Raw genomic sequence first — 22,864 nt, forward strand, 5'->3', positions numbered from 1 at the left:
ACTCCGCTTGGAGGCTGTCTCGCAGGGGCGCCTCGACGAAGAATCGAGATGCACCGCACGCTCTACCGCACTGTGAAGGAAAGGACGGCGCAGGTATTGCACGAAAGCCGCGCGAATTGAACGTTTGCAGCTGCGCTTTCCACAGCCACTTGGCGCCGTTTCATTGTCCCGAAATGCCGGCCATCGTGGCACGAACGAGCTTAGGCACTTCAGCTCCGCCGTTCCCTTTGCGGAACTCATGACGAAGGGGTCAGGCTCGCGAATGCCCTGCGTGTGAGCGTCTGCATTTCCGGAAGTCCATCGGGCGGTGTGGAGCTTCCATCAAACTACTACTCTGCTGAAATCTTGCGTTCGCGCACGATGGCGCTCCACTTGGCGTCTTCCTTGCGCATGAAGGCTGCCAGCTCGGCGCGCGTGGTGGGCTGCGGGGTCAGGCCGTGCTTGTTCAGCGCATCCTTCACGCCCGGGTCATCGAGCGCCTTGACGATGTCCTGGTTCCACCGATCGAGGATGGGTGGGGGCGTCTTGCCGGGGGCGACGAAGGCATACCAGTTGAGCGCCTCGAACCCCGGGTAGCCGGACTCGGCCACCGTCGGGATGTTCGGCATGTAGGACGGGCGCGTCGGTCCGGTCGTCGCCAGCGCGATCAGCCTTCCGGCCTCCACCTGGGGAAGGGCCGTGGGCGGCGCCGAAAAATAGGACGCCACGCGCTCTCCCAACAGGTCCTGCATGGCCGGCGCACCGCCTTTGTAGGGAACGTGGACCATGGCGATGCCCGCGCGCTGGTTGAACAGTTCACCCGCCAGGTGAGAGGCCGACCCGGGCCCGGTCGACGCGAAATCGACGCTCCCCGAATTCTTCTTCGCCAGGGCGACGAACTCGGCCACCGTCTTCACGCCCAGTGCCTTGTGCACCACCAGCACGTTCGGGAAGTTCACGCCCCCGGAGACGGGCGCCAGGTCCTTGAACGGGTCGTAGCGCACCTTCATGACGTGTGGGGCGATGGTCAGCGGGCCGATCGAGCCGAAGAGCAGCATCGATCCGTCGGACGGCCCGTTCGCCACCAGCTGGTGGGCGATGTTGCCGCCGGCGCCTGCCTTGTTGTCGACGATCACGGTCTGCCCGGTGTTCTCGCCGAGCTTCTTGGCAATCAGGCGCGCCGCGGCATCGGCCGCGCCGCCGGGGGCAAATCCGACGACCAGCGTGACCGGCTTGTTCGGTGGGAAGTCCTGCGCCCACGCCGGCGCCGAGAGCAGCAGGGCGCTGGCGAGCAGCGTGGCTGCATGCCGCGATTTCAAGGTGTTCATCGTGTCTCCTGGGTTGTCTCTGAAATGGATCAGTCGGCGCCGAGCCCGACCGGGTTCGGCAGCCGCTTCTCGACTGCATGGCGCAGCAGCGCGGCGGTCCGGAAGATGCCGTGGGCGAACTTGCCGTAGGGCAGCGTGGCGAAGAGCGCCATCACCGCGCCCAGGTGCAGGCACAGCAGCAGTGCAAGGGCCGGGCTGCCGCGACCCAGCCACAGGGCCAGGCCGCTCGCGCTGGTGAGGAACAGCAGCGCGATGAAGCCCAGATCCATCGGCTTTTGCGCCGCATCGCCCTGCAGGGGATGGCGGCGCCGGTTGAGATGCCACAGGCCTGCGGTGCCGACCATCAGGCTCACCCCGCCAGCCACGCCGAGCAGCTTGGGCAGGCTAGGAAGCTCGTAGGGCGCATGCCAGCCCAGCACGTAGTGATAGAGCGTGGCGACACAGGTCGCTGCAAAACACAGCATGAAACCGTAGAAGGTGAGGTGGTGGAAGCGCCGGCGCCGCAGCGTGTAGGCGTCGTCCTCGTCGTGGCACCCCTTGCCATGGCCGCCATCGAGGTACTTCAGCCGCAGCACGGCATCTGCGGCTTCGGCCGTTGCGGCGGCATGCAGCGGTGCCGCGCCTGTCACGGGCTTGAGTTCGCGCCAGAAGCGCGACACGCCCATGCCGAGCGCGAACACCACGAACAGGAACACCGGCGCGAACAGGCTGACCAGCAGGTTGTGCGGAAAGAGCCGGTAGAAATTGCCTTGCAGCTGCCCGCCCCACAAGCTGCCGTTGAAGGCGACCGCGAGCATCAGGAACAACGCCAGCCCCGCCGCCAGCGCCAGCGACAGCGTCAGTCCGTTGCGCCGGTACAGCCGGCCCCATGCAGGCGGCCAGGCGTAGTCCGCATAGGTCTGTGCGCGCACCTGCGCCATCGCGCGCGGGACGTTCACCGCAAACTCGTGCGGTGGCGCGTACTGGCAGGCATGCAGGCAGGCGCCGCAGTTGTGGCAGAGATTGGCCAGGTAGTGGATGTCCGCAGGCCCGAACTCCAGCCGGCGCGTCATTGCCGGAAAGACGGCGCAGAAGCCTTCGCAGTAGCGGCAGGCGTTGCAGATCTGCATCTGCCGGCCCACCTCGGCCTCCTGCTCGCCCAGGATGGGAATGACGCGCGATGCGCCGGTCGCCAGCGACGCCGCCTCGCGGGTCAGGGCTTCAAGCGATTGCATGATTCGTCTCCCTGGCTGCTGCGGCTGCCCGCGCCGCCTGTGTGCCGGCGATGCGCCCGAAGGCGGTGCCGATGGCCATGCCGACCCCGGCGGTGTAGCCCTTGCCGAGCACGTTGCCAGCCATCATTTCGCCTGCCACGAACAGGTTGGGGCTCGGCCTTGCGCCGAAGTGCACGGCGGCCTGCGCGTCGACCTTGAGGCCCAGGTAGGTGAAGGTCACGCCAGGGCGCAGTGGATAGCCATAGAAGGGCGGCGTGTCGATGGGGCGCGCCCAATGCGTCTTGGCCGGGCTCAGGCCCTCGGTATGGCAATCGTCGAGCGCCGTGTGGTCGAAGGTGCCGACGCGGCAGGCTGCGTTGTAGGCCGCGACGGTCTGCGCGAACTGCGCCTCGGGAAGTCCCAGCTTGCGCGCCAGTTCGGGCAGCGTGTCGGCCACGGTGCCTGGAAATACCGGCGGCATGAAGCGGCCGATGGCCTTGCGGTCGATGATCGAATAGCCGATCTGGCCCGGCTGCTGCGCGACCAGGCGGCCCCAGATCGCGTAGCGCTTGGGCCAGAAATCCTCGCCCTCGTCGTAGAAGCGCTGTGCATCGCGATTGACCACCACGCCCAGCGACACGCAGTCGATGCGGGTGCAGATGCCGCCGTCATAGAGCGGCGCTCGGGCGTCGATCGCCACCATGTGCGCCTGGGTCGGATCGCCGATGGCATCCGCGCCGGCGTCGATCATGGCCTTGAGGAGCACCCCTTCGTTGAAGCGCGTGCCGCGGATGAGGAAGTTTTCTGCCGGACGCTCGCCGCGTTCGTTCACGCCCCAGGCCTCGCTGAGCCACTCGCGGTTGGATTCGAATCCCCCTGCCGCCAGCACGCAGCTGCGCGCCGTGAAGCGCTCGCCGCTGGCGCTGCGCGCAGCGACGAACCGGTCGCCGTCGAGTTCGATGGCGGTGATGGGCGTGTCGTAGCGGATCTGCACACCCAGCCGCTCGGCGCTGCGGAAGTACGCGTTCACCAGGGCCTTGCCGCCGCCCATGAAGAATGCGTTGGTGCGCGCCACGTGCAGCGCCCCCGACAGGGGCGGCTGGAAATGAACGCCATGGCTGCGCATCCAGTCGCGGCAGCAGGAGGAGGCGCGGATCGCGATGCGGGCCAGATGCTCGTCGGTCAGTCCGCCGGTGACCTTGAGCAGGTCCTGCCAGTACTCTTCCTCGGGATAGGCATCGACCAGCACGTCCTGCGGCGCGTCGTGCATGCAGCGCAGGTTGCGGGTGTGCTGGGAATTGCCCCCGCGCCATTCGCGCGGCGAAGCCTCGACCAGCTGCACGCTGGCACCCGCCTCGCGCGCCATGAGCGCAGCGCACAGGGCGGCGTTGCCGCCGCCGATGACCAGGACATCGAACATCTCAGTTGTCTCCTCGTGGGGAGTCCAACTCTAGGCGGATGGCCTCGCGGGCGACAGCACGCCCGCGCTAAGGGGTCTTCAGTTTTCGTGAAGGGTCGCGCCTGCCCAGTGTTGCTCACGCACCAGCTGGCGTGCGACTTCGGCAAGCACCACCCGGGCGGCCAGCGCTGCAGGGGAGAGCTCGTCGTCGGACAGGCTCGCGAGCAGGTTGCGCCGCCCCACTTGCGCATCGGCGATGCGAACCTGTACGAGCGGCTGGGCCGCCATGCGGGCCGTGGCTGCGCCGGGCTGGATGGTTGCGCCATGACCGGCGCGCACCGCATCCATGAGCAGCGCCAGGCCGTCGATCTCCGCCACCACGCGCGGCGTGACGCGCACCCGGGCGAAGGCGGCCTCCAGCGTCGAGCGCAGCCCGTGCGAGGCGCTGGGCAGGATCAGCGGCAGCGCGCCCAGCTGCGCCAGCCGTACCTGCCGCCCGGCCGGCACGCCGGGCAGGTCGGCCCGCCCGATGACGAAGAGCTTCTCGTCCAGCAGGGGCAGCACGCTCCAGCGACGTGCGGTGTCGGCCTGGAACACCACGGCCAGGTCGAGCTGGCGCGCGTTGAGCATCGCTGCCAGGTGTCCGGACAGCGCCTCCACCAGGTGCAGGCGCACGTCCGGATAGCGCTGCGCCATCGCCTGCATGAAAGGCACGCCGAGCACCGACGAGGTGGTGGGCGGCAGCCCGATGCTGACGTGGCCCGACAGCCGCGCCTGCTGCGCTGCCCGCACGGCTTCGTCCGCATGCCGCAGCGTGAGATGCGCCTGCTGGAGGAACGCCAGGCCCGCGTCGGTCGGGGTGACACCGGTCGAACTGCGCAGCAGCAGGCGGGTCGACAGTTCACTCTCCAGGCGGCTGATCTGCTGGCTCAGTGCGGAGGTCGCCAGGTCCAGTTCCAGCGCCGCGCGCCCCATGCTGCGCAGCTCGCAGACCTTGACAAAGTAGTGCAGTTGCCGAAGTTCCATGGGGGCCTCAGGCCAGGGTGCCCGGGTTCCTTGGCAACCTGGCTCCCAGGCCGCAGTAGTTCGAAAGCAGCTCTGCCGCCGCAACGACGGCGCCATGGTGGCTCAAGGGGCGAGAGGACAAGGCAGAGGGCACGGGCAAGTCTCCTTTTTTTCCTGATGAGCGCACGGCGCGCCCGAGGAGTGCCAGGGTAACCCACGCCCTCATTCGAGTGGAGCCGCAGGACCTTGCGAGCGGCTCACGTCTCCCGCAATTGATGTGTCCAGTGCATCAATACGACCAAACATTGCAATTCTCCTAACGAAGCGTGCGTCGCAAACTTCATCCCCATAACGGCTGCAGCTTGTTGCGGCATCGAAGGAGACGACTTTGGACGCACAGCAGGACCAGCTTCAGGCCTGGATCGGACGCAGCGAAACCGTCAGGGACACGATCAATCCCACCCCGGTCGTCGCACTGACCGCGACCCTGGACCATCCGCCGACGCCAGCGGCTGTGGGCACTGCACTTCCGCCGCTGTGGCATTGGCTCTATTTCCTGCCGATGCACCGGCAGAGCGAAATCGGGGCCGACGGCCATGCCAGGCGTGGCGGCTTTCTTCCGCCCGTCCCGCTGCCCCGGCGCATGTGGGCCGGCAGCCAATTCGAATTCCGCGCGCCCATCCGCATCGGCGACCGCGTCGCCCGAACCTCGACGATCGACAACGTCACGGCCAAGGAAGGCCGCACCGGCAAGCTCGTGTTCGTGAAGGTGCGCCACGAGGTGCGCTGCAACGACGCCACGGAACCGGCGCTGGTCGAGTTCCACGACATCGTCTACCGGGAAGCCCAGGGACCCGACGACGTCGTGCCGCCGCCCCAGGCCGCACCGGCCGAAGCGGCCTGGCGCCGCGAGATCGTGCCCGACGACGTGCTGCTGTTCCGCTACTCGGCGCTGACCTTCAATGGCCATCGCATCCACTACGACCGGCAATACGTGACGCAGGTCGAGGGCTATCCGGGCCTGATCGTGCATGGTCCGCTGATCGCCACGCTGCTGATGGATCTCCTGCGCCGCCAGCTGCCCGACGCGGACGTGGCGAGCTTCCGCTTCAAGGCCGTCCGCCCGACCTTCGACCTGAACGCATTCCATGTGAACGGCCAACCCCTGGCGGACGGCAAGACGATCCACCTTTGGGCCTCCGACCACGAGGGCTGGCTGACGATGGACGCCACCGCCGTGCTGCGCTGATCCACACCCCCAAAATCAGGAGAGACTCATGCAGCCACTCAAGGGCATCACCGTCGTGACGCTGGAGCATGCCATTGCGGCGCCCTTCGCCACCCGCCAGCTGGCCGACCTCGGGGCCCGCGTCATCAAGATCGAGCGTCCCGGCTCGGGCGACTTTGCCCGCGGCTACGACGAGCGCGTCCGCGGCCTGGCATCGCACTTCGTCTGGACCAACCGGTCCAAGGAAAGCCTGACGCTCGACGTGAAGCATCCCGAGGCGGCCCGGGTGCTCGAACGGCTTGTGATGGACAAGGCCGACGTGGTGGTGCAGAACCTTGCGCCTGGCGCAGCGGCGCGCCTGGGCCTGGGCTACGACAAGCTCTCGAGCGTGAAGCCGGGCCTGATCGTCTGCGACATCTCGGGCTACGGGGATGATCCGACCCACCCGGGCCCGTACCGCGACAAGAAGGCCTATGACCTGCTGATCCAGAGCGAGGCGGGCTTCGTCTCCGTCACGGGCACGCCCGAGGAGGCCTGCAAGGCCGGCCCATCGATCGCCGACATCGCCGCCGGCATGTACGCGTACAGCAACATCCTCGCGGCGCTGCTGCAGCGTGGCCAGACCGGCAAGGGGCAGCGCATCGACATCTCGATGCTGGAGTCCCTGGCCGAATGGACGAGCTACCCGCTCTACTACGCCTTCGAAGGCGCCGCGCCGCCCCCGCGCACCGGCGCCAGCCACGCCACGATCTACCCCTACGGCCCGTTCCCGGCAGGAGACGGCACCACCGTGATGCTGGGCCTGCAGAACGAACGCGAATGGGTCAGCTTCTGCGACCGGGTGCTGCAACAGCCCGATCTCGCGAAGGATCCGCGATTCACCGCCAACTTCAAGCGGGTCGCCGAGCGCACTGCGCTGCGCCAGATCATCGTGGACGCCTTCAAGCCACTGACGGGTGCCCAGGTGGTCGAGCGGCTCGAACTCGCGCAGATCGCCAACGCCCAGGTCAACACAATGAAGGAGGTCTGGGCCCATCCGCAGCTGCAGGCACGTGGACGCTGGACCGAGGTCGCAACCGCCGTCGGACCGGTGCCCGCCATGTTGCCCCCCGGCACCTGGGACACCGGCCCGCGGATGGACCCCGTGCCGGCTCTGGGTGAGCACACTGACGCGATCCTGCATGAGCTCGGGTACGGCGATGCGGAGATCGCAGCGCTGCGCACGTCCAAGGCCGTCTGAGGCGCTGCCATGTCCACCGAAGTGCTGCCTCCTGCTCGCACCTATCTGTTCGTGCCCGGCACGCGCCCGGAACGCTTCGACAAGGCGCTGGCCAGTGGTGCCGACAGAATCGTTCTCGACCTGGAAGACGCGGTGGCCATCGATGACAAGGCCACTGCGCGACGCGTCGTCGCGACATGGCTGCAGAAGGTCGAGCCGGAAGTCCGCTCGCGCATCGTGGTGCGCATCAACGACGCCAGCTCCCCGTGCTTCGGCGCGGACCTTTCGGCTTTGGGCGACGCGGACGGCATCGGCGTGCTCCTGCCCAAGGCGGAGTCGGCCGCGCAGATCGGGGAGACGCAGGCCGCGTTGCCGCACGCCGGCATCCTTGCACTGATCGAGACCGCACGCGGTGTGTCGGAAGCCAGGCGCATTGCGACGGCGGGCGCGCAGCGCCTGGTGTTCGGCACGCTCGATTTCGCGCTCGACCTCGACCTGGACATCTCGACGAACGGCGTGGGCCTGATCCATGCGGCCAGTTGCATCGTGATCGCTTCGCGCCTGGCAGGACTGCCTTCACCGGTCGCAGGCGTCACGCCGCAGCTCGATGACGAGGCACGCCTTCTCTCGGACCTTGCCGAGGCGCGCCATCTGGGCTTCGGCGCGAAGCTGTGCATCCACCCGCGGCAGGTCGCGCCCATCCATGCCGCCTTGCGTCCCAGCGCAGGCGCGCTGGATTGGGCCGGAAGGGTGCTGGAAGCCGATGCGGCGTCTCCCGGCGCCGCACGGCTGGACGGTCGGATGGTCGACCGCCCCGTCGTTCTGCAGGCACGACGCACGCTGGCCCTGGCCCGCGACTGAACCGTTCAACCATTTTTTCCAACAGAGGGACAAGCACCATGGCCTCCACCATCATCGACTCGCGCATCTTCGGCGACATGTTCTCGGACGCGCGCATGCGCGACGTCTGGTCGGACGAGAACCGCACCGCCAAGTACCTGGACATCGAACGCGCCCTTGCGAAGGTGCAAGGCGAGCTCGGCATCATCCCGAAGGAAGCAGCGGACGAGATCGTGCGCAACTGCAACCTGTCGCAGATCGACTGGCCCAAGCTCAAGGCCAAGACCGAGCAGATCGGCTATCCGATCATCGCCGTGGTCAACCAGATCAATGCCAACTGCCGTGACAAGCTGGGCGAGTATTGCCACTGGGGCGCCACGACCCAGGACATCACCGACACGGCCGCCGTGCTGCAGATGCGCGAAGGCCTCGCACTCGTCGAGCAGGACCTGGAAGACATCGGCGATGCACTTGCGGCGCTGGCCAGGAAATACCGCGATACGCCGGTGATCGGCCGCTCCAACCTGCAGCAGGCCACGCCGATCACCTTCGGCTACAAGATGGCCAGCATCCTCGCCGGCATCGACCGCCACCGCGAGCGGCTGCAGCAACTCAAGCCGCGGGTGCTGATGGGCGAATTCGGTGGTGCCTCCGGAACGCTGTCCTCCCTGGAGAAGGGCGCCATGGAGACCCAGGCCGGCCTGATGAAGGAGCTCGGCCTGGCGCAGCCGCTCATTTCATGGCACACGGTGCGCGACACGATCGCGGAGGTCGGGGCTTTCCTGGGCCTGGTGGGCGGATCGCTCGGAAAGATCGCGATGGACGTCAAGCTGATGATGCAGACCGAGGTGGCGGAAGTCTTCGAGCCCTTCGCGCCCGGGCGCGGCTCATCGTCGACCATGCCCCAGAAGCGCAACCCGATCTCCTGCCTGTACATCCATGCCAACATCTCCGTCGCCCGGCAGCACGCCGCGGCGCTGATGGATGCCATGGTGGCCGACCACGAGCGCTCCACCGGGCCCTGGGAAATCGAGTGGGTGTCGCTGCCGGAGATCTTCTGCCTGATGTCGGGCGCGCTGAAGCAGACGAAGTTCATCCTCAAGGGCCTGGAGGTCGATGCCAGCCGGATGCGCGCCAACATCGACATGACCCACGGGCTCGTCATGTCCGAAGCCGTGATGATGGGCTTGGGCCCCTACATCGGCCGGGAGTACGCGCACGACCTGGTCTACGACCTGTGTCGCCAGGCCATCGCGGACGATGCGCCTCTCATCGAGATCCTGGCCGCGCATCCCGAGATCAGCAGGCACGTCAGCCGTGCACAGCTGGAAGCGATGTGCGATCCGGCCAACAACCTCGGCCAGGCCGGCGTGATGGTCGACCGGGTGCTTGCCGCGCGCAGCTAGCGCGTTCATTCACCGCCGGGCCGGAACGCCCGCTACCACCGTCCATCGAGCCGGCGCAGACCGGCGCGCCTTCCCGCGCCTCGATTTCGGAGACAAGGTCATGAACATCCCCAAACTGCTCAAGCTTCTCTACGTACAGGTCCTGATCGGGCTCGTCCTCGGCATCACCGTGGGCCACTACTGGCCCGAGTTCGGCGCCGCGCTCAAGCCCTTGGGCGACGGATTCGTCAAGTTGGTCAAGATGATGATCGCGCCGGTCGTCTTCTGCACCATCGTGAGCGGCATCACGTCCCTGGGCGACTCGAAGGAGATCGGCAAGACACTGCTCAAGGCGATGGGCCTGTTCTATGCACTCACGATCGTGGCGCTCATCACGGGCCTGGTGACCGTCCTGCTGATCCAGCCCGGGGCGGGCATGCACATCGACCCGAAGAACCTGGATGCCTCCGTGGCGAGCCGCTTCGCGGGCCAGGTCCACATCCATGGCTTCACGGACTTCGTGATGCACATCATCCCGAACGCGTTCTTCGGGGCCTTTGCGGAGGGCGAGGTGCTCCCGGTCCTGCTCCTTGCCGTGATCTGCGGATTCGGCCTGACGAAGATCGGCACGGCCGCCAGGCCGGTTCTCGATGGCATCGACGGCTTCTCGCACATGCTGTTCGCGGCGTTCGGGATCATCATGCGGCTGGCGCCCATCGGGGCCTTCGGCGCCATGGCCTTCACCGTCGGGCGCTATGGCATCAAGTCGATCGGATCCCTCGGGCTCTTGATCGGGACCTTCTACGTTGCCTGCCTGTTCTTCGTCTTCGTGGTGCTGGGAGCGCTGGCGCGCCTGCACGGCTTCAAGTTGTGGCAGCTGATGCGCTACATCAAGGAGGAACTGCTGGTCGTGCTGGGCACCTCCTCCAGCGAGCCGGTCCTGCCTCGCCTGCTGCTCAAGCTGGAACGGCTTGGATGCAAGAAGGGCGTCGTGGGCCTGGTGCTTCCGACCGGCTACTCGTTCAATCTCGACGGGACGGCCATCTATCTCACGCTGGCATCGATGTTCATCGCCCAGGCATGCGACATCCATCTGTCGTGGCTCCAGATCGCGTCGATGCTGGGCATCATGCTGCTCACTTCCAAGGGGGCGGCCGGCGTGACGGGCAGCGGCTTCGTCGCCCTGGTCGCCACGCTGACCGTGATGCCCGATCTGCCGGTGGCCGGCGTTGCGCTGATCGTGGGCATCGACCGCTTCATGTCCGAGGCGCGTGCGCTCACCAGCACCATCAGCAACGCGGTCGCCTGCGTGGTGGTCTCGATCTGGGAAAAGGCTTGCGACCGCGAAGTGCTTCTCAGGGAACTGTCGTCGAACTACGCCGACACCGAGCATGAGCTGGAGGTGGGCTCTGGCGACCTGCATCTGCCGGTCCACCCGACCGGTGCAGCGCACTAGCGTCGTGCCGGGTCAGGGGGCAGGGCGTCCTTGTCCCTGGCCGAGCGCGCGGCGGGCCTGCGGTCTGCCGCGCCTTGCCTTCATTTCCGAGAAGAAGGCATAGAGCTGCTGCGCCGCCGGCGACAGGGAGCGGCCCTTGCGCCTGATGAGCCCGATCTTGCGCGTGATCACAGGGTCGTGCAGCGGCACGCTCACCAGCAGCGGATGGTCCGCATCCGGCATCGCGATCGAAGGCACGGCCGCCACGCCCAGGCCGGCTTCCACCAGACCGAGCATCGTCGTGACATGCTGGGTCTCGTAGATGCTCTGCGGCCGGCTTTCCAGGTCGGCGAGCGCCTGGTCCAGCAGCAGCCGATTCCCGGAAGCCTTGCTCACCGATATGTAGTCGTACTGGCCCAGCTCGGTCCAGCTCACGCGACGCTTGCGGGCCAGGGGATGATCGCGCCGGCACGCTGCGACGAAGCGCTCTTCCAGCAAGGGCTTGAACTCGATGTCGGGCTCCTTGCCGCCCACGAAGTTGAGTCCGAAATCCGCCTCGCCGCGCGAGACCGCCGAGAGGACATCGTTGGCGCTGGCATCGAACACCTTGACCCGGATCTTCGGATAGCGCTCGTGGTAGAGAGCGATCACCTGCGACAGGAAGTAGTAGACCGTCGAGGGCACGCAGGCGATGGTGACCTCGCCCATGCGCGTTGCGGCCACGCCCCGGATGCCCAGGAGCGTGTGGTCCAGGTCGTCCAGAAGCTGCTGCACGGCGCGGTCGAAGTCCCGGCCGACCGAGGTCAGGCTCACCCGACGCGTGGTCCGATCGAGCAGTCGAACGCCCAGGGCTTCCTCGAGCTTCTCGATTCGCCTGCTGAAGGCCGGCTGCGAGACATGGAGGGTTTCCGCCGCCTTGCGGAAGTTCTTCTGCTCGGCCACCGCCCGGAAAGCCTGCAAGTCGTTGAGATTGAAGTTGATGGCCATGTCGGGAGCCCGCGATGCTTCACTGATCGACAGTGTGCATCAATCGATCTCAAACATGCAATTCCCAAAAAGCGGTGGGAGCCCGAACATTCGATCCAAGGGCGAACAAGACCCAGCACCTTCTGATTGATCCACCGGAGTAGACAAATGTTCATCAGCCTCAAGATCCGCGGCCTGGCCGCAGTGGCCTTCGCCGCTTCCCTGGCCTGCGGCACCGCTGCCGCGGCCTTTCCCGAAAAAGCCATCAACATCGTGGTGCCGACGGCCGCCGGCGGCGCCAACGATGCAATGGCACGCGTCATCGGCCAGGCCATGTCGGCCGCGCTCAAGCAACCGGTCATCGTCGACAACAAGGCGGGCGCCAACGGCGCCATCGCAAGCGAGTATGTGATGCGCGCTGCACCCGACGGCTACACCTTGATGCTGGGCTACATCGCGACCCATGCGATGAATCCCGCCCTGCAGAAGTTGCGCTACGACCCGGTGAAGGACTTCGAGCCCGTGGCCATGGTGGGATCTTCGGCGACGGTGCTGGTGGTCAATCCTGCAGTCAAGGCAGCGAATGCCAAGGAACTGGTCTCGGCGCTCAAGGCTGCGCCGGACAAGACCAGCTATGCCTCGGCCGGCAACGGCACGGCGCCGCATTTCGCCGCCGAGATGTTCAAGCTCTCGACCGGTACCAGCATGCTGCATGTTCCGTACAAGGGCTCGGCGCCGGCCATCACCGACACGATCGGCGGCCAGACGCAGGTTATGTTTCCGAGCCTCTTCACGGCAGTTCCCTACGTCAAGGCCGGAAAACTGAAGGCCCTGGGCGTTGCCGGCTCGAAGCGTTCGGCGCTCATGCCCGACGTGCCGACGCTGCAGGAGCAAGGCATCGCCGACGTCGATGTGTCCCAGTGGTATGGCATCTTCGCGCCTGCGAAGACGCCCAAGCCGATCGTCGAGCAGCTCAACAAGGTGCTCAACGAAGTGCTGGCTGACAAGAGCGTCATCAAGCGCCTGGAAGACCACGGCGCCGAAGTATCGACCATGACGACCGACCAGATGCGCACCTACGTTGCCCAGGAGCAGGTCAAGTGGAAGAAGGTGGTCCAGGCCGCGAAGATCACCGCGGACTGAAATGAACAGGTCGATTCCCTGCGTTCTGATGCGCGCCGGCACCTCTCGCGGTCCCTTCTTCCTGCGCGAGTGGCTGCCGGAAGGCGACGAGGCTCGCGACCAGGCGCTGATCGGCGCCATCGGTGCTTCCGACCCGCTGCAGCTCGACGGCGTGGGCGGCGGCAGCACACTGAACAGCAAGGTCGCGATCGTGTCGCGCTCCACGCGGCCGGACTGCGACGTGGACTATCTGTTTGCACAAGTGGGCGTCGGACATCGCTCCGTTGACACGCGGCCGAACTGCGGAAACATGCTCTCCGGGGTCGCACCCTTCGCGATCGAGCAGGGATTGATTTCTGCGAAGGACGGGACGACCAACGTCCGGGTCTACAACGTCAACACGGGGTCGCGCATCGATGTCGCAGTGCGAACGCCTGGCGGCCGGGTGACCTACGAGGGCGACGCGCGCATCGATGGGGTTGCGGGCACGGCCGCGCCGCTGCTGCTGAATTTCCTGGATGCGTGGGGCGCCGTGACGGGGCAGGTGTTTCCCACCGGCAACCGGATCGACGTCATCGACGGGATCGAGGTGACGTGCATCGATGCGGCGATGCCGCTGATGATCGTGCGTGCTGCCGACCTGGGCGTGACCGGAGACGAGAAGCCTGCGGCCCTGGACGCCAATGTCCAGCTGCTGGACAGGCTCGAAAAGCTTCGGCTGGAGGCGGGCCGCAGGATGGGGCTGGGCGACGTCTCTGACAGTGTCATTCCAAAGCCTGTTCTCGTCAGCGCAGGCACGTCCAGGGACAGCATCACGTCCCGCTACTTCACGCCGCGCAAGTGCCATGCCTCCCATGCCGTCACCGGTGCGATCGGTGTCGCCAGCGCCTTCGCCTTGCCGGGCACTGTTGCGAGCGGGGCTTCGCGTGAGCCGGGGCGGCATGGCCTGGTCGTTCTGCATCCGGCGGGACAGATCGACATCGAGGTCGAGTTGGCGGGAAGCGCACAGGAAGCCACTGTCCAGCGTGCCGCGCTGGTCCGGACGGCTCGCAAGATCATGCAGGGCGAGTTGCATCTGCCTGACTATGTCTTTTCACGGCCGCAACCGCAACGCGAAGCGACGTCCGCGTTTCCGCGCAAGGGGCTGACGATCATCGTGCCGACGCGAGCGGGCGGCGGCAACGACACGATGGCGCGAGTCATTGCGTCCAGGATGGCTTCCCTGCTGGGGCAGGAAGTGCTGGTCGACAACCGGGCCGGGGCGAATGGGGCGATCGCCAGCGAATACGTCGCGAAAGCGCCCCCGGACGGCCACACACTGATGTTCGGCTACGTCGGTACCCATGCGATGAACCCGGCCCTGCAGCGGGTGGCATACGACCCGATCCTGGACTTCGAGCCGGTCGGGATGGTCGGGTCCTCCCCGACGCTGATGGTTGCGCACCCGGAGAAGGGCGCCCCGGATCTCGACTCGTTGCTGGTGCTGCTGAAGAACCGCCCCCGCTCATTGAGCTATGCGTCCGCGGGCGATGGCACGCCTCCGCATTTCGCGGCCGAACTATTCCAGCGCAGCAGCGGAACGTCAATGGCCAGCACGACCTTCGAAGGGGCCGCTCCGGCGATCGCCGATACGGTCAGCGGCAGATCGCAGGTGATGTTCCCCAGCCTGTTCACCGCCTTTCCATTCATCAAGGCGGGTCGGCTTCGAGCCCTGGCGGTCGCGGGACCCCGGCGGCTGGAAGCCCTGCCGGCAGTGCCAACGCTTGCAGAACTCGGCATACCAGGGGTGGACGTTTCGCAATGGTATGGGTTGTTCGCGCCGGCAGGCACGCCTGCGTCAACCATTGACCTGCTCAATCAGGCGCTCAACAAGGCACTGGCAGACCCGGAGGTCGTCGAGCGCTTCGAGAAGCAAGGTGCGAGGGTTCAGGCCGGCCCTGCGGCGACGCTGCGCCAGCGCGTGCAGGACGATCTGAATCGATGGAAGCAGATCGTGGCCGAAGGAAAGCTCGCGCTTGACGCGTCCTTACCTGTGCTGGATTGAGCGCAGCGGCGCCCCGTCGGCGCCCACATTCAGCCACGCCCTCATACGCGTCGTCATATTTCCCGCGACGTGATATTCGAAGGGGCTTATCGTTCTTTCTTATCCCGGCAAGCGGGACATGGCAACCCTTTAAAAAATCTCCAATCGCAGCCCTTGAAACCGGATCGGCAAACTTTATCTGGGTCAACGGAAGCGCTGGAGACGCCTCCGGCGCTCTGTTCAACCCGAATGGAGGTCATCGCCATGAACCGATCTTTTTTTCCGCGCGACCTGTTCGCCGAGATGGACCGCCTGCAGCGCGACATGCAGCAGGCGCTGGATCCTACGTCCAGTATCCGAGGCCTCGGCCGCGGCTTTCCTGCGTTGAACGTCGGGGGAACGCCCGAGAGCCTGGAGATCTACGCCTTCGCTCCCGGCCTGGACCCGGACGCTTTGGAGGTCAACCTCGACCGGGGCATCTTGACCATCGCTGGCCAGCGTTCACCCTCGTTTTCCGAGGACGCTGCGGTTCATATCAACGAACGATTCGACGGTCATTTCCGGCGCGTGGTTGCCCTCTCCGAGGATGCCGACCCCGACAAGCTCCAGGCCACTTACCGGGATGGCGTCCTTCGCATCACCGTCCAACGCCGCGCGGCCAGCCAGCCGCGACGCATCGATATCCAGTGAAAGGAGACACGATCATGAACGACCTTGAAACCCGCCAGACCGCCGCAGTAGACACGAAGAACAGCAAAGCTCGCTACAGCGAAGCAGCGCTGACGCCAGCGGTGGACGTCGCAGAGGACAGCTCAGGCATCACGCTCTACGCGGACCTGCCGGGCGTGTCCAAGGACAAACTGGAACTGCGCACGGAATCGGACCGGCTCACGATCGAGGCGGAGATTGGAATTGCGATGCCGGAGGGCCTTCAGTCCACCCATTCGGAGGTGCCCCTGGGGCGCTTCCGCCGGACGTTCACGCTCAGCAAAGAGCTTGATGCGTCCAAGGTCACGGCAAAGCTGGTGCAAGGCGTACTGAGCCTGCGGATTCCCAAAGCCGAACATGCGCAACCAAGGCGCATCCAGATCGAGGGTTAGGTCTCGTCCGACGACAACCATCGATCTCTTCGACTTCAGCCTGGTCGGCGCCGCGAATACTCTTTTGCGCGCCGACCTTCTATGCAGGAGTGATGCCATGTCCGTCGAATTCTTGAGGCAGATCGCTGCCACGCCGCTTCCCAAGTCCTTTACCAACGCGAAGGACATCGATGCGATCAAGATTCTCCGCCAGGCAGGTTTGGTCATTGCACTGATAGACCAGCCGCCGGAAAACGCTGCCACGGTGTTTGCCATCACAGAGGAGGGCAACGCCGAGCTCTTGCGTTTTCACTATCCCGAGAACGGCCACACGCGACCCGCGAAGGACCATTGGCTGCCGCCAGCTGCTCAGCGCGTATGCGAAGCCTTGAAGCGAAGCATTCGCGGAATGTAAGTCCGCGCCTACCCCAGCACCGGGCCCAGCAACCACAAGGTCATGCTGATCGTAAAGAACGACAGGATGGTTGCAAGGAGAAGCGCTGCGGCGCACATCTCCTCGTGACCGTAGCTCATGGCCAGGATCGGGTAGATGCTGAGCATGGGCGTGGCGGCGAAGACCACGGCGGTTGCGCGCAGCGCCGGCTCATTCGGCGGCACGAGCCACATCATCAAGCCGACCGCGAGCGGGTGGAGCAGGAGCTTGCTGGCAGCGATGGTCGTGACGTCCCGCCGCATGCCTTTGATGGGGCCGGTGATGGCGAGGGTTTGCAGCATGGAGCAGGCAGCGCACGCGCCTCTGACGACGGCGAATGCAAGGAGCTTCTGAAGCATTGCCCGTGCCAGCCGGGTGCCCTGGCACGGGAGCTGGCCTCGGCCTCAGAGCCAGCCCTTGATCTGCTGGCTCATCGCCTGCGTGGAGATGCCGTAGCGCTCATGCAACGTGGGCAGGGCGCCCGCGTCCAGGAAGGCATCGGGCAGGGCGATCTGGCGAAACGCCGTCGTCACGCCCGAGCGCATGAGCAAGGCAGCAACGGCTTCTCCGAGGCCGCCGATCACCGAGTGGTTCTCGGCCACCACGACGAGCCTTCCCAGCCTGCGGACCTCCGCGAGGATGGTCGCCTCGTCCAGCGGCTTGATCGTGGGCACATGCAGCACCGCGACGTCCACACCATCGGCCTGCAGCTGCTTGGCGACTTCCAGCGAACGCATGGTCATGAAGCCGCTGGAAATCACCAGGGCGCTCCTGCCGTCGCGGATGAGCTTGGCCTTGCCCAGTTCGAACTTGTAGTCGTACTCGTCCAGCACCAGCGGCACGTTGCCGCGTGGCAGCCGCGTGTAGACCGGGCCCTGGTGGTCCGCCATCTGCGGCACCGCCTGCTCGATGTCCAGCGCGTCGCAGGGGTCGATGATCGTGAGGCCGGGAATGCCGCGCATGAGCGCCAGGTCCTCGGTGGCCTGGTGGCTGGGGCCGTAGCCGGTGGTCAGCCCCGGCAAGGCGCAGCACATCTTGACGTTGAGGTTCTCTTCGGCGATCACCTGGTGCACGAAGTCGAAGGCCCGGCGCGTGCCGAACACCGCATAGGTGGTCGCGAAGGGAATGAACCCTTCCTTGGCCATGCCCCCGGCCGCCGCCATCAGCAGCTGCTCGGCCATGCCCATCTGGAAGAAGCGCTCCGGATACTCGTTGGCGAAGAGGTGCAGGTCGGTGTACTTGGCCAGGTCGGCCGTCATGCCCACGACTTCCGGCCGTTCCCGGCCCAGCTCGACCAGGGCCTTGCCGAAGGGCGCCGCCTTCACGCGCTGGCCCTCGCCGGCGATGGAGGCGATCATGGCCGAGGTCTTCAGACGCGGCTTCTTCTCGGCGGTGGTGGTGTTCATTGTTCGGCTCCTTCGGTCTGGGTGCTGTCGGTGTGGGCAATGGCCTGCTGCCATTCGGGTGGATCGACGCGGATGAAATGGTTCTTGTCGCGGGTTTCGAGGAAGGGCACGCCCTTGCCCATCAGGGTGTCGAAGAGGATGACGCGCGGCTTGGCTTCCTTGAGCGCGCGGGCCGCATCGAAGGCGGCGACGACGGCCGGCAGGTCGTTGCCATCCACGCGCTGCACATGCCAGCCGAAGGCGGCCCACTTGTCGGCCAGGGGCTCGAAGCCCATGACCTTGCCGGAGGGACCGTCGGCCTGCTGGTTGTTGATGTCGACCAGGCAGACCAGGTTCGACAGCTGGTGATGGGCCGCGCCCATGGCTGCTTCCCACGTCGATCCTTCGTCCAGTTCGCCGTCGGACATCGAGTTGTAGACGAAGGCCGGGTTGTTCTTCAGGCGCAAGCCTAGCGCCATGCCCACGGCGATCGGAAGGCCCTGGCCGAGCGAGCCGCCCGACATCTCCATGCCCGGCGTGTAGGTGGCCATTCCGGACATCGGCAAGCGGCTGTCGTCGCTGCCGTAGGTCTCCAGCTCTTCCTCGGGGATGACGCCAGCCTCGATGAGGGCGGCGTAGAAGGCGATGGCGTAGTGGCCGTGGGACAGCAGGAAGCGGTCACGGCCCTCCCACTCCGGATCCTCCGGGCGGTAGGCCATGGCGTGCTTGTAGGCCACCGCGAGGACGTCGGCCCAGCCGAGCGCCTGGCCGATGTAGCCCTGGCCCTGCACTTCACCCATCTGAAGTGCGTAGCGGCGGATGCGATAGGCGCTCTTGGCGAGCGGCGAAAGATCGGTCATGAAGAATCTCCTGCAAAAGTGAGTGTCGAAGGGGTACGCGAAGACGTGGGTTGCGAGCGGGACGGGACTCAGAGGAACCCGGTGGAGATCCAGGGGATCGCGGCCACCAGAACCGTCCCGAGGAACAGGGCGACCATGTAGCCGACGATGGGCTTCATGCCCTCGTTCGGGTGGATGCGGCTGATGGCGCATGCTGCGTAGTAGCCGACGCCGAAGGGCGGCGCGAACAGGCCGATGCCCATCGCCAGGGTGACGACCATCGCGTAGTGCACCTCATGGATGCCGACCTGGCGCGCAATGGGAAAGAGCAGGGGGCCGAGCAGCACGATGGCTGGAATGCCTTCCAGCACCGAGCCGAGGATGATGAAGGCCAGCACCGACACCGCCATGAAGGTGATGGCGCCGCCTGGCAGCGCCTTCATCGCGTCCGCCAGGGCGGTCGAGAAGCCGGACTGCGTCAGTGCCCAGGCCATGCCCGTGGCGGCGCCGATGATGAACAGGATGGAGCCGGAAAGCGACGCCGTGCTGACGAGCATCGGATAGATGCGCTTCCAGTCGAACTGCCGGTAGATGAGCAGGCCGGCCAGCACCGCGTAGACGATGCCGATGGTCGAGACTTCCGTCGCGGTGGCCACGCCTTCGACGACCGCCGCACGAATCACCACCGGAAGTGCCAGCGCGGGAACCGCGATCAGGAGGGACTTGCCGATCTCGCGCCCGCTGGCCTTGCGAACGCCCGACAGGTTCTCGCCGCGGTAGCGCCACCACACGAGCGCGGCCAGCGTGGCGCCGACCACGACGCCAGGCAGCAGGCCACCCGTGAAGAGCGCTGCAATCGACACGCCCGTCGCGGAGCCGATCGTGATCAGGACCAGCGAAGGCGGGATCGTCTCGGTCTGCGCGCCGGTCGCGGAAAGCAGGGCGACCAGGTCACCGGGCTTGGCCCCGCGCTTGCGCATCTCCGGGAACAGCGCGGGGGCAACGGCAGCCATGTCCGCCGCCTTCGAGCCCGAGATGCCCGAGACCAGGTACATCGCGCTGATGAGCACGTAGGAAAGTCCGCCGCGAACATGTCCCAGCAGGTTGGCCAGGAAGCTGACCATGGCACGTGCAATGCCGGTCATCTCGATCAGCAGGCCCAGCAGCACGAAAAGCGGCACGGCCAGCAGGATCAGGTGGCTCATGCCCTCGTCCATGCGCCCGATGACCACCACCGGCGGCGTGTTCGTCGTCAGCGCGATGTAGCCGAAGGTCGCCAGTCCGAAGGCGAAGGCGATGGGCAAGCCCAGCAGCACCAGGGCGCCGACTCCGAGCACGAAGAAGATGAAGAGGTTCCAGTTCCCCAGGGGCACCAGGAGCGGCCCAAGCAAAGTCACGCATCCGATGACCACAGCAACCAGGCCCAGTGCCAGAAGCGCATCCTTCAATCGCGCCATTCGGAAGATCTGCATCAGCCCGACCAGCAGCATCAGCCCCAGGCCGATCGGCAGCGCAGCGGCGCGCCAGGAGTTGGGAATGCCCATGGCGGGCGTCGTGACGAAGACTTCGTCCTGTGCGAACTCATAGGCCGGGTGCACGACGAAGCCCAGGAACGCAATGGCCGCGGCGATGGCGATCAGGTCGAGGAAGGCTCGCTTCCTGGGCCCGAGCTTGCCGACGATGGCCGTCATCCGCATGTGTTCGCCGCGCTGGAAGGCGACGATGGAGCCAAGCATCGCCAGCCACAGGAAGAGGATGGAGGCCAGCTCGTCCGACCACACGAGCGGCTCGTGGAACACGTAGCGGCTCGTCACGCCTGCAAGCAGGACGAAGACCTCTGCAAGCACGAGAAGTGCAGCCGGGACCTCGACCAACGTGGCCAGGGCCCTGTGCAGGGTCTCGAGCCATGCAACCGGCGCAGGTTGCAATGGGTTGTCCATGGGCCCGGCAACGCCGGGCTCGTCACTGGAGATGTTCATGGGAATCCTTCATGCGACAGGCGGCCGCCGGCCTCCGCGATAAAGCGGCGCACCCGTCATTCACTTCATTGATCGGTCAGGCCAACCCCGGAGACCACCGGGCGGGCGGGTGGCTGAGGCTCAGCCGAGCTTTCCGGAGACCTTCTCCAGCAGTTCCCACGGCGCGGTGCCGTACTTCGACTTCCACTCGGCGTAGAAACCCGTGCTTGCCAGCTTCTTGCGGAAGTCTTCCTGCTGCACGTCGATGAAGGTGATGCCCTTGGCCTTGAGGTCGGCCACCAGGCTGGTGCTCAGCTTGGCCACGTCGGCGCGCTGGTCGGTCGCCGACTTCTCGAGCTCCCGCGTGATGACCTGCTGGACATCGGCAGGCAGTTTCTGGAATGCGCGCTTGTTGCCGAGCACCCAGTAGCCGTCCCACACGTGCCCGGTCAGGCTGCAGGTCTTCTGGACTTCGTACAGCCGCGCGGTCGAGATGATGGCCAGCGGGTTCTCCTGGCCTTCCACCACCTTGGTCTGCAATGCCGTGTAGACCTCGTTGAAGTTGATGGGCGACGGAGCGGCGTCCAGCGACTTGAACAGGGAGGTCAGCGGAGGCGCGGCCGGCACCCGCACCTTGAAGCCCTTCAGGTCCGCCGCCGACTTCACTTCTCTCCCGGAAGACGTGACATGCCGGAAGCCGTTGTCCCAGATCTTCGAGACGGTGAAGATGGGCGTCTTGGCGATCTCGGCGCGGATGTGGTTGCCCAGGTCGCCGTCCATCGCCTTCCAGACGTCGTCGTAGTTCTTGAAGGCGAAACCGACACTGGTGATGCCCGAGACGGGAACGAAGGTGGACAGGATCAGCGAGGAGAGGTTGAAGAACTCCACGGAGCCGTTGCGCACCTGCGTGAGCAGGTCGGTGTCGCTTCCCAGCTGGTTGGCGGGGAACAGCTTGATGTTCACGCGGCCCGAGGTTGCCTCGCGGATCCGGTCCAGTGCCTCTTTCGCTCGCAGGTTCACGGGGTGGGTCGGGTCCTGGCCCGTGGCGTACTTGAGCTCGAACTCGGCGGCGTCGGCTCGACGCGTGGCGATCGAGAACAGCGGCAACGCAGCGCCCGCGGCGAGCAGCTGGCGGCGGTTGAACCTGGCGGGTGCGGAATGGATCTCGCTCATGTCTGTCTCCTGCTTGTAGATCTGGTGGGTGAATGCGGCGTCAGTGGATCAACATGCCGCCGTTGACGTCGAGCGTGATGCCCGTGCAGTACAGCGAGAGGTCGCTGGCGAGAAAGACGCAGGCGCCGGCGATGTCCTCGGCGCGGCCCAGCCGTGCCAGCGGAATCGTCTCGGCGATCTCGGCCTTCTTTTCATCGGTGAGCTTGCCTTTGATGATGTCGGTGCCGATCAGCCCGGGCGTGATGCTGTTGATGCGGATGCCCTCGGGGCCGAACTCGCGCGCCATGGCGCGCGCCAGGCCCAGCACGCCCGCCTTTGCGGCCGAGTAGTGCGGACCGCCCAGGATGCCGCCGCCGCGCTGGGCAGAGACGGAGGAGATGCAGACGATGGAGCCGCTGCGCTGCTGCTGCATGGCCGGCAGCACGGCCTGCGACATGTACAGGGTGCCGCGCAGGCTGACGTCGAGGACGCGGTCGTAGTCGGCGCCGCTGATCTCCAGTGTCTTGACCGGTTGCGTCACGCCTGCGTTGTTGATCAGCGCATCGATGGTGCCGAAGGCCTTCAGCACCTCGACCGTGGCCGCCTCGCAGGAGGCCTTGTCCGTGACGTCGGCGACGATGCCCAGGTGCCCGGGGCCCAGCTTCGCGGCTGCGCCTGCGGGGTCGGCGCCTTCGAGGTCGAGCACCACGACGCGCGCACCATGGGCCGCCATGAGGCGCCCCGTCGCGAATCCGAGTCCGTTGAGGCCGGCGCCGCCGGTGATAACGACAACCTTGTCCTTGAGTAGCATCGATTTGTCTCCAGAGGGGTGAGGGGGGTGCAGTCCCGGCGTTTCGGTCGCCGGTCTCGCTGCACGGGTTGAATCGTCGTTCCGA

The 22,864-nt window shown here is 66.1% G+C and carries 21 protein-coding genes; 10 read left to right on the forward strand and 11 right to left on the reverse strand.

Translation table 11 applies throughout. The annotated features are described in order from the left end of the window. Positions 1-329: 329 nt before the first annotated feature. The 4 genes from BM345_RS23965 to BM345_RS23980 form a co-directional block, all read right to left on the reverse strand. Positions 330-1,307 carry a Bug family tripartite tricarboxylate transporter substrate binding protein gene (locus BM345_RS23965; protein ID WP_093384689.1) on the reverse strand — a complete coding sequence of 326 codons (978 nt, stop codon included), beginning with the start codon at positions 1,305-1,307 and terminating at the stop codon, positions 330-332. 29 nt (positions 1,308-1,336) lie between these two features. Beyond that, the gene (gene tcuB / locus BM345_RS23970; RefSeq protein ID WP_093384691.1) at positions 1,337-2,521 is read right to left on the reverse strand and encodes a tricarballylate utilization 4Fe-4S protein TcuB; all 1,185 of its coding nucleotides are present in this window, start codon (positions 2,519-2,521) and stop codon (positions 1,337-1,339) included. Beyond that, on the reverse strand, positions 2,508-3,920 hold the full coding sequence (tcuA, locus tag BM345_RS23975) for an FAD-dependent tricarballylate dehydrogenase TcuA (RefSeq protein ID WP_093384693.1): 1,413 nt from the start codon (positions 3,918-3,920) through the stop codon (positions 2,508-2,510). The genes tcuB and tcuA overlap by 14 nt, the downstream gene beginning before the upstream one ends. 78 nt (positions 3,921-3,998) lie before the next feature. After that, a complete protein-coding gene (locus BM345_RS23980) occupies positions 3,999-4,925 on the reverse strand; it encodes a LysR substrate-binding domain-containing protein (RefSeq protein WP_093384695.1) in 927 nt (308 codons plus the stop codon). A gap of 367 nt (positions 4,926-5,292) precedes the next feature. Between BM345_RS23980 and BM345_RS23985 the strand changes: the two genes are divergently transcribed. The 5 genes from BM345_RS23985 to dctA all read left to right on the forward strand — a co-directional run bounded on the left by BM345_RS23985 (position 5,293) and on the right by dctA (position 11,032). Continuing rightward, complete coding sequence (locus BM345_RS23985; RefSeq protein ID WP_093384698.1) at positions 5,293-6,153, forward strand: HTD2 family dehydratase; 861 nt, start codon at positions 5,293-5,295, stop codon at positions 6,151-6,153. A 28-nt stretch (positions 6,154-6,181) separates the two neighbouring features. Then, positions 6,182-7,372, forward strand: a complete 1,191-nt coding sequence (locus tag BM345_RS23990; protein WP_093384700.1) for a CaiB/BaiF CoA transferase family protein — start codon at positions 6,182-6,184, stop codon at positions 7,370-7,372. 9 nt (positions 7,373-7,381) lie between these two features. Further along, positions 7,382-8,212, forward strand: coding sequence for an HpcH/HpaI aldolase/citrate lyase family protein (locus BM345_RS23995; protein ID WP_093384703.1), 831 nt, complete (start codon positions 7,382-7,384; stop codon positions 8,210-8,212). Between the two features lie 38 nt (positions 8,213-8,250). Next, positions 8,251-9,597 carry a class-II fumarase/aspartase family protein gene (locus BM345_RS24000; protein WP_093384706.1) on the forward strand — a complete coding sequence of 449 codons (1,347 nt, stop codon included), beginning with the start codon at positions 8,251-8,253 and terminating at the stop codon, positions 9,595-9,597. A 100-nt stretch (positions 9,598-9,697) separates the two neighbouring features. Further along, the gene (gene dctA / locus BM345_RS24005; RefSeq protein WP_093384708.1) at positions 9,698-11,032 is read left to right on the forward strand and encodes a C4-dicarboxylate transporter DctA; all 1,335 of its coding nucleotides are present in this window, start codon (positions 9,698-9,700) and stop codon (positions 11,030-11,032) included. Between the two features lie 12 nt (positions 11,033-11,044). On the opposite strand, the gene BM345_RS24010 is transcribed toward dctA, so the two are convergent. Then, positions 11,045-11,998, reverse strand: a complete 954-nt coding sequence (locus tag BM345_RS24010) for a LysR family transcriptional regulator (protein WP_093384711.1) — start codon at positions 11,996-11,998, stop codon at positions 11,045-11,047. A 147-nt stretch (positions 11,999-12,145) separates the two neighbouring features. On the opposite strand from BM345_RS24010, the gene BM345_RS24015 reads away from it, so the two are divergent. The 5 genes from BM345_RS24015 to BM345_RS24035 all read left to right on the forward strand — a co-directional run bounded on the left by BM345_RS24015 (position 12,146) and on the right by BM345_RS24035 (position 16,616). After that, positions 12,146-13,120, forward strand: a complete 975-nt coding sequence (locus BM345_RS24015; protein ID WP_093384713.1) for a Bug family tripartite tricarboxylate transporter substrate binding protein — start codon at positions 12,146-12,148, stop codon at positions 13,118-13,120. Between the two features lies 1 nt (position 13,121). Then, the gene (locus tag BM345_RS24020) at positions 13,122-15,143 is read left to right on the forward strand and encodes a 4-oxalomesaconate tautomerase (protein WP_093384715.1); all 2,022 of its coding nucleotides are present in this window, start codon (positions 13,122-13,124) and stop codon (positions 15,141-15,143) included. A 243-nt stretch (positions 15,144-15,386) separates the two neighbouring features. Further along, positions 15,387-15,812, forward strand: coding sequence for an Hsp20/alpha crystallin family protein (locus BM345_RS24025; protein ID WP_093384856.1), 426 nt, complete (start codon positions 15,387-15,389; stop codon positions 15,810-15,812). A 14-nt stretch (positions 15,813-15,826) separates the two neighbouring features. Further along, entirely contained in the window at positions 15,827-16,222 is a 396-nt protein-coding gene (locus BM345_RS24030) for an Hsp20/alpha crystallin family protein (protein ID WP_093384717.1), read from the forward strand. A 97-nt stretch (positions 16,223-16,319) separates the two neighbouring features. Then, positions 16,320-16,616, forward strand: a complete 297-nt coding sequence (locus BM345_RS24035) for a hypothetical protein (RefSeq protein WP_093384720.1) — start codon at positions 16,320-16,322, stop codon at positions 16,614-16,616. 8 nt (positions 16,617-16,624) lie between these two features. Here the strand turns inward: BM345_RS24035 and BM345_RS24040 are convergent, their stop codons facing one another. The 6 genes from BM345_RS24040 to BM345_RS24065 form a co-directional block, all read right to left on the reverse strand. After that, a complete protein-coding gene (locus BM345_RS24040) occupies positions 16,625-16,936 on the reverse strand; it encodes an AEC family transporter (RefSeq protein ID WP_139237600.1) in 312 nt (103 codons plus the stop codon). A gap of 102 nt (positions 16,937-17,038) precedes the next feature. Continuing rightward, complete coding sequence (locus tag BM345_RS24045; protein ID WP_093384725.1) at positions 17,039-18,040, reverse strand: transketolase family protein; 1,002 nt, start codon at positions 18,038-18,040, stop codon at positions 17,039-17,041. Then, complete coding sequence (locus tag BM345_RS24050; RefSeq protein ID WP_093384728.1) at positions 18,037-18,879, reverse strand: transketolase; 843 nt, start codon at positions 18,877-18,879, stop codon at positions 18,037-18,039. Before BM345_RS24050 ends, BM345_RS24045 begins: the two co-directional genes overlap by 4 nt. 68 nt (positions 18,880-18,947) lie before the next feature. Then, the gene (locus BM345_RS24055) at positions 18,948-20,837 is read right to left on the reverse strand and encodes a TRAP transporter large permease (protein ID WP_093384730.1); all 1,890 of its coding nucleotides are present in this window, start codon (positions 20,835-20,837) and stop codon (positions 18,948-18,950) included. A gap of 120 nt (positions 20,838-20,957) precedes the next feature. After that, positions 20,958-21,989: a TRAP transporter substrate-binding protein gene (locus BM345_RS24060; protein ID WP_093384733.1), complete on the reverse strand. Its 1,032-nt coding sequence runs from the start codon at positions 21,987-21,989 to the stop codon at positions 20,958-20,960. Positions 21,990-22,029: 40 nt separating this feature from the next. Then, on the reverse strand, positions 22,030-22,779 hold the full coding sequence (locus BM345_RS24065) for an SDR family NAD(P)-dependent oxidoreductase (protein ID WP_093384736.1): 750 nt from the start codon (positions 22,777-22,779) through the stop codon (positions 22,030-22,032). Positions 22,780-22,864: the final 85 nt, after the last annotated feature.

The sequence above is a fragment of the Variovorax sp. OV329 genome, assembly GCF_900114785.1.
Classification (GTDB): Bacteria; Pseudomonadota; Gammaproteobacteria; order Burkholderiales; family Burkholderiaceae_C; genus Variovorax.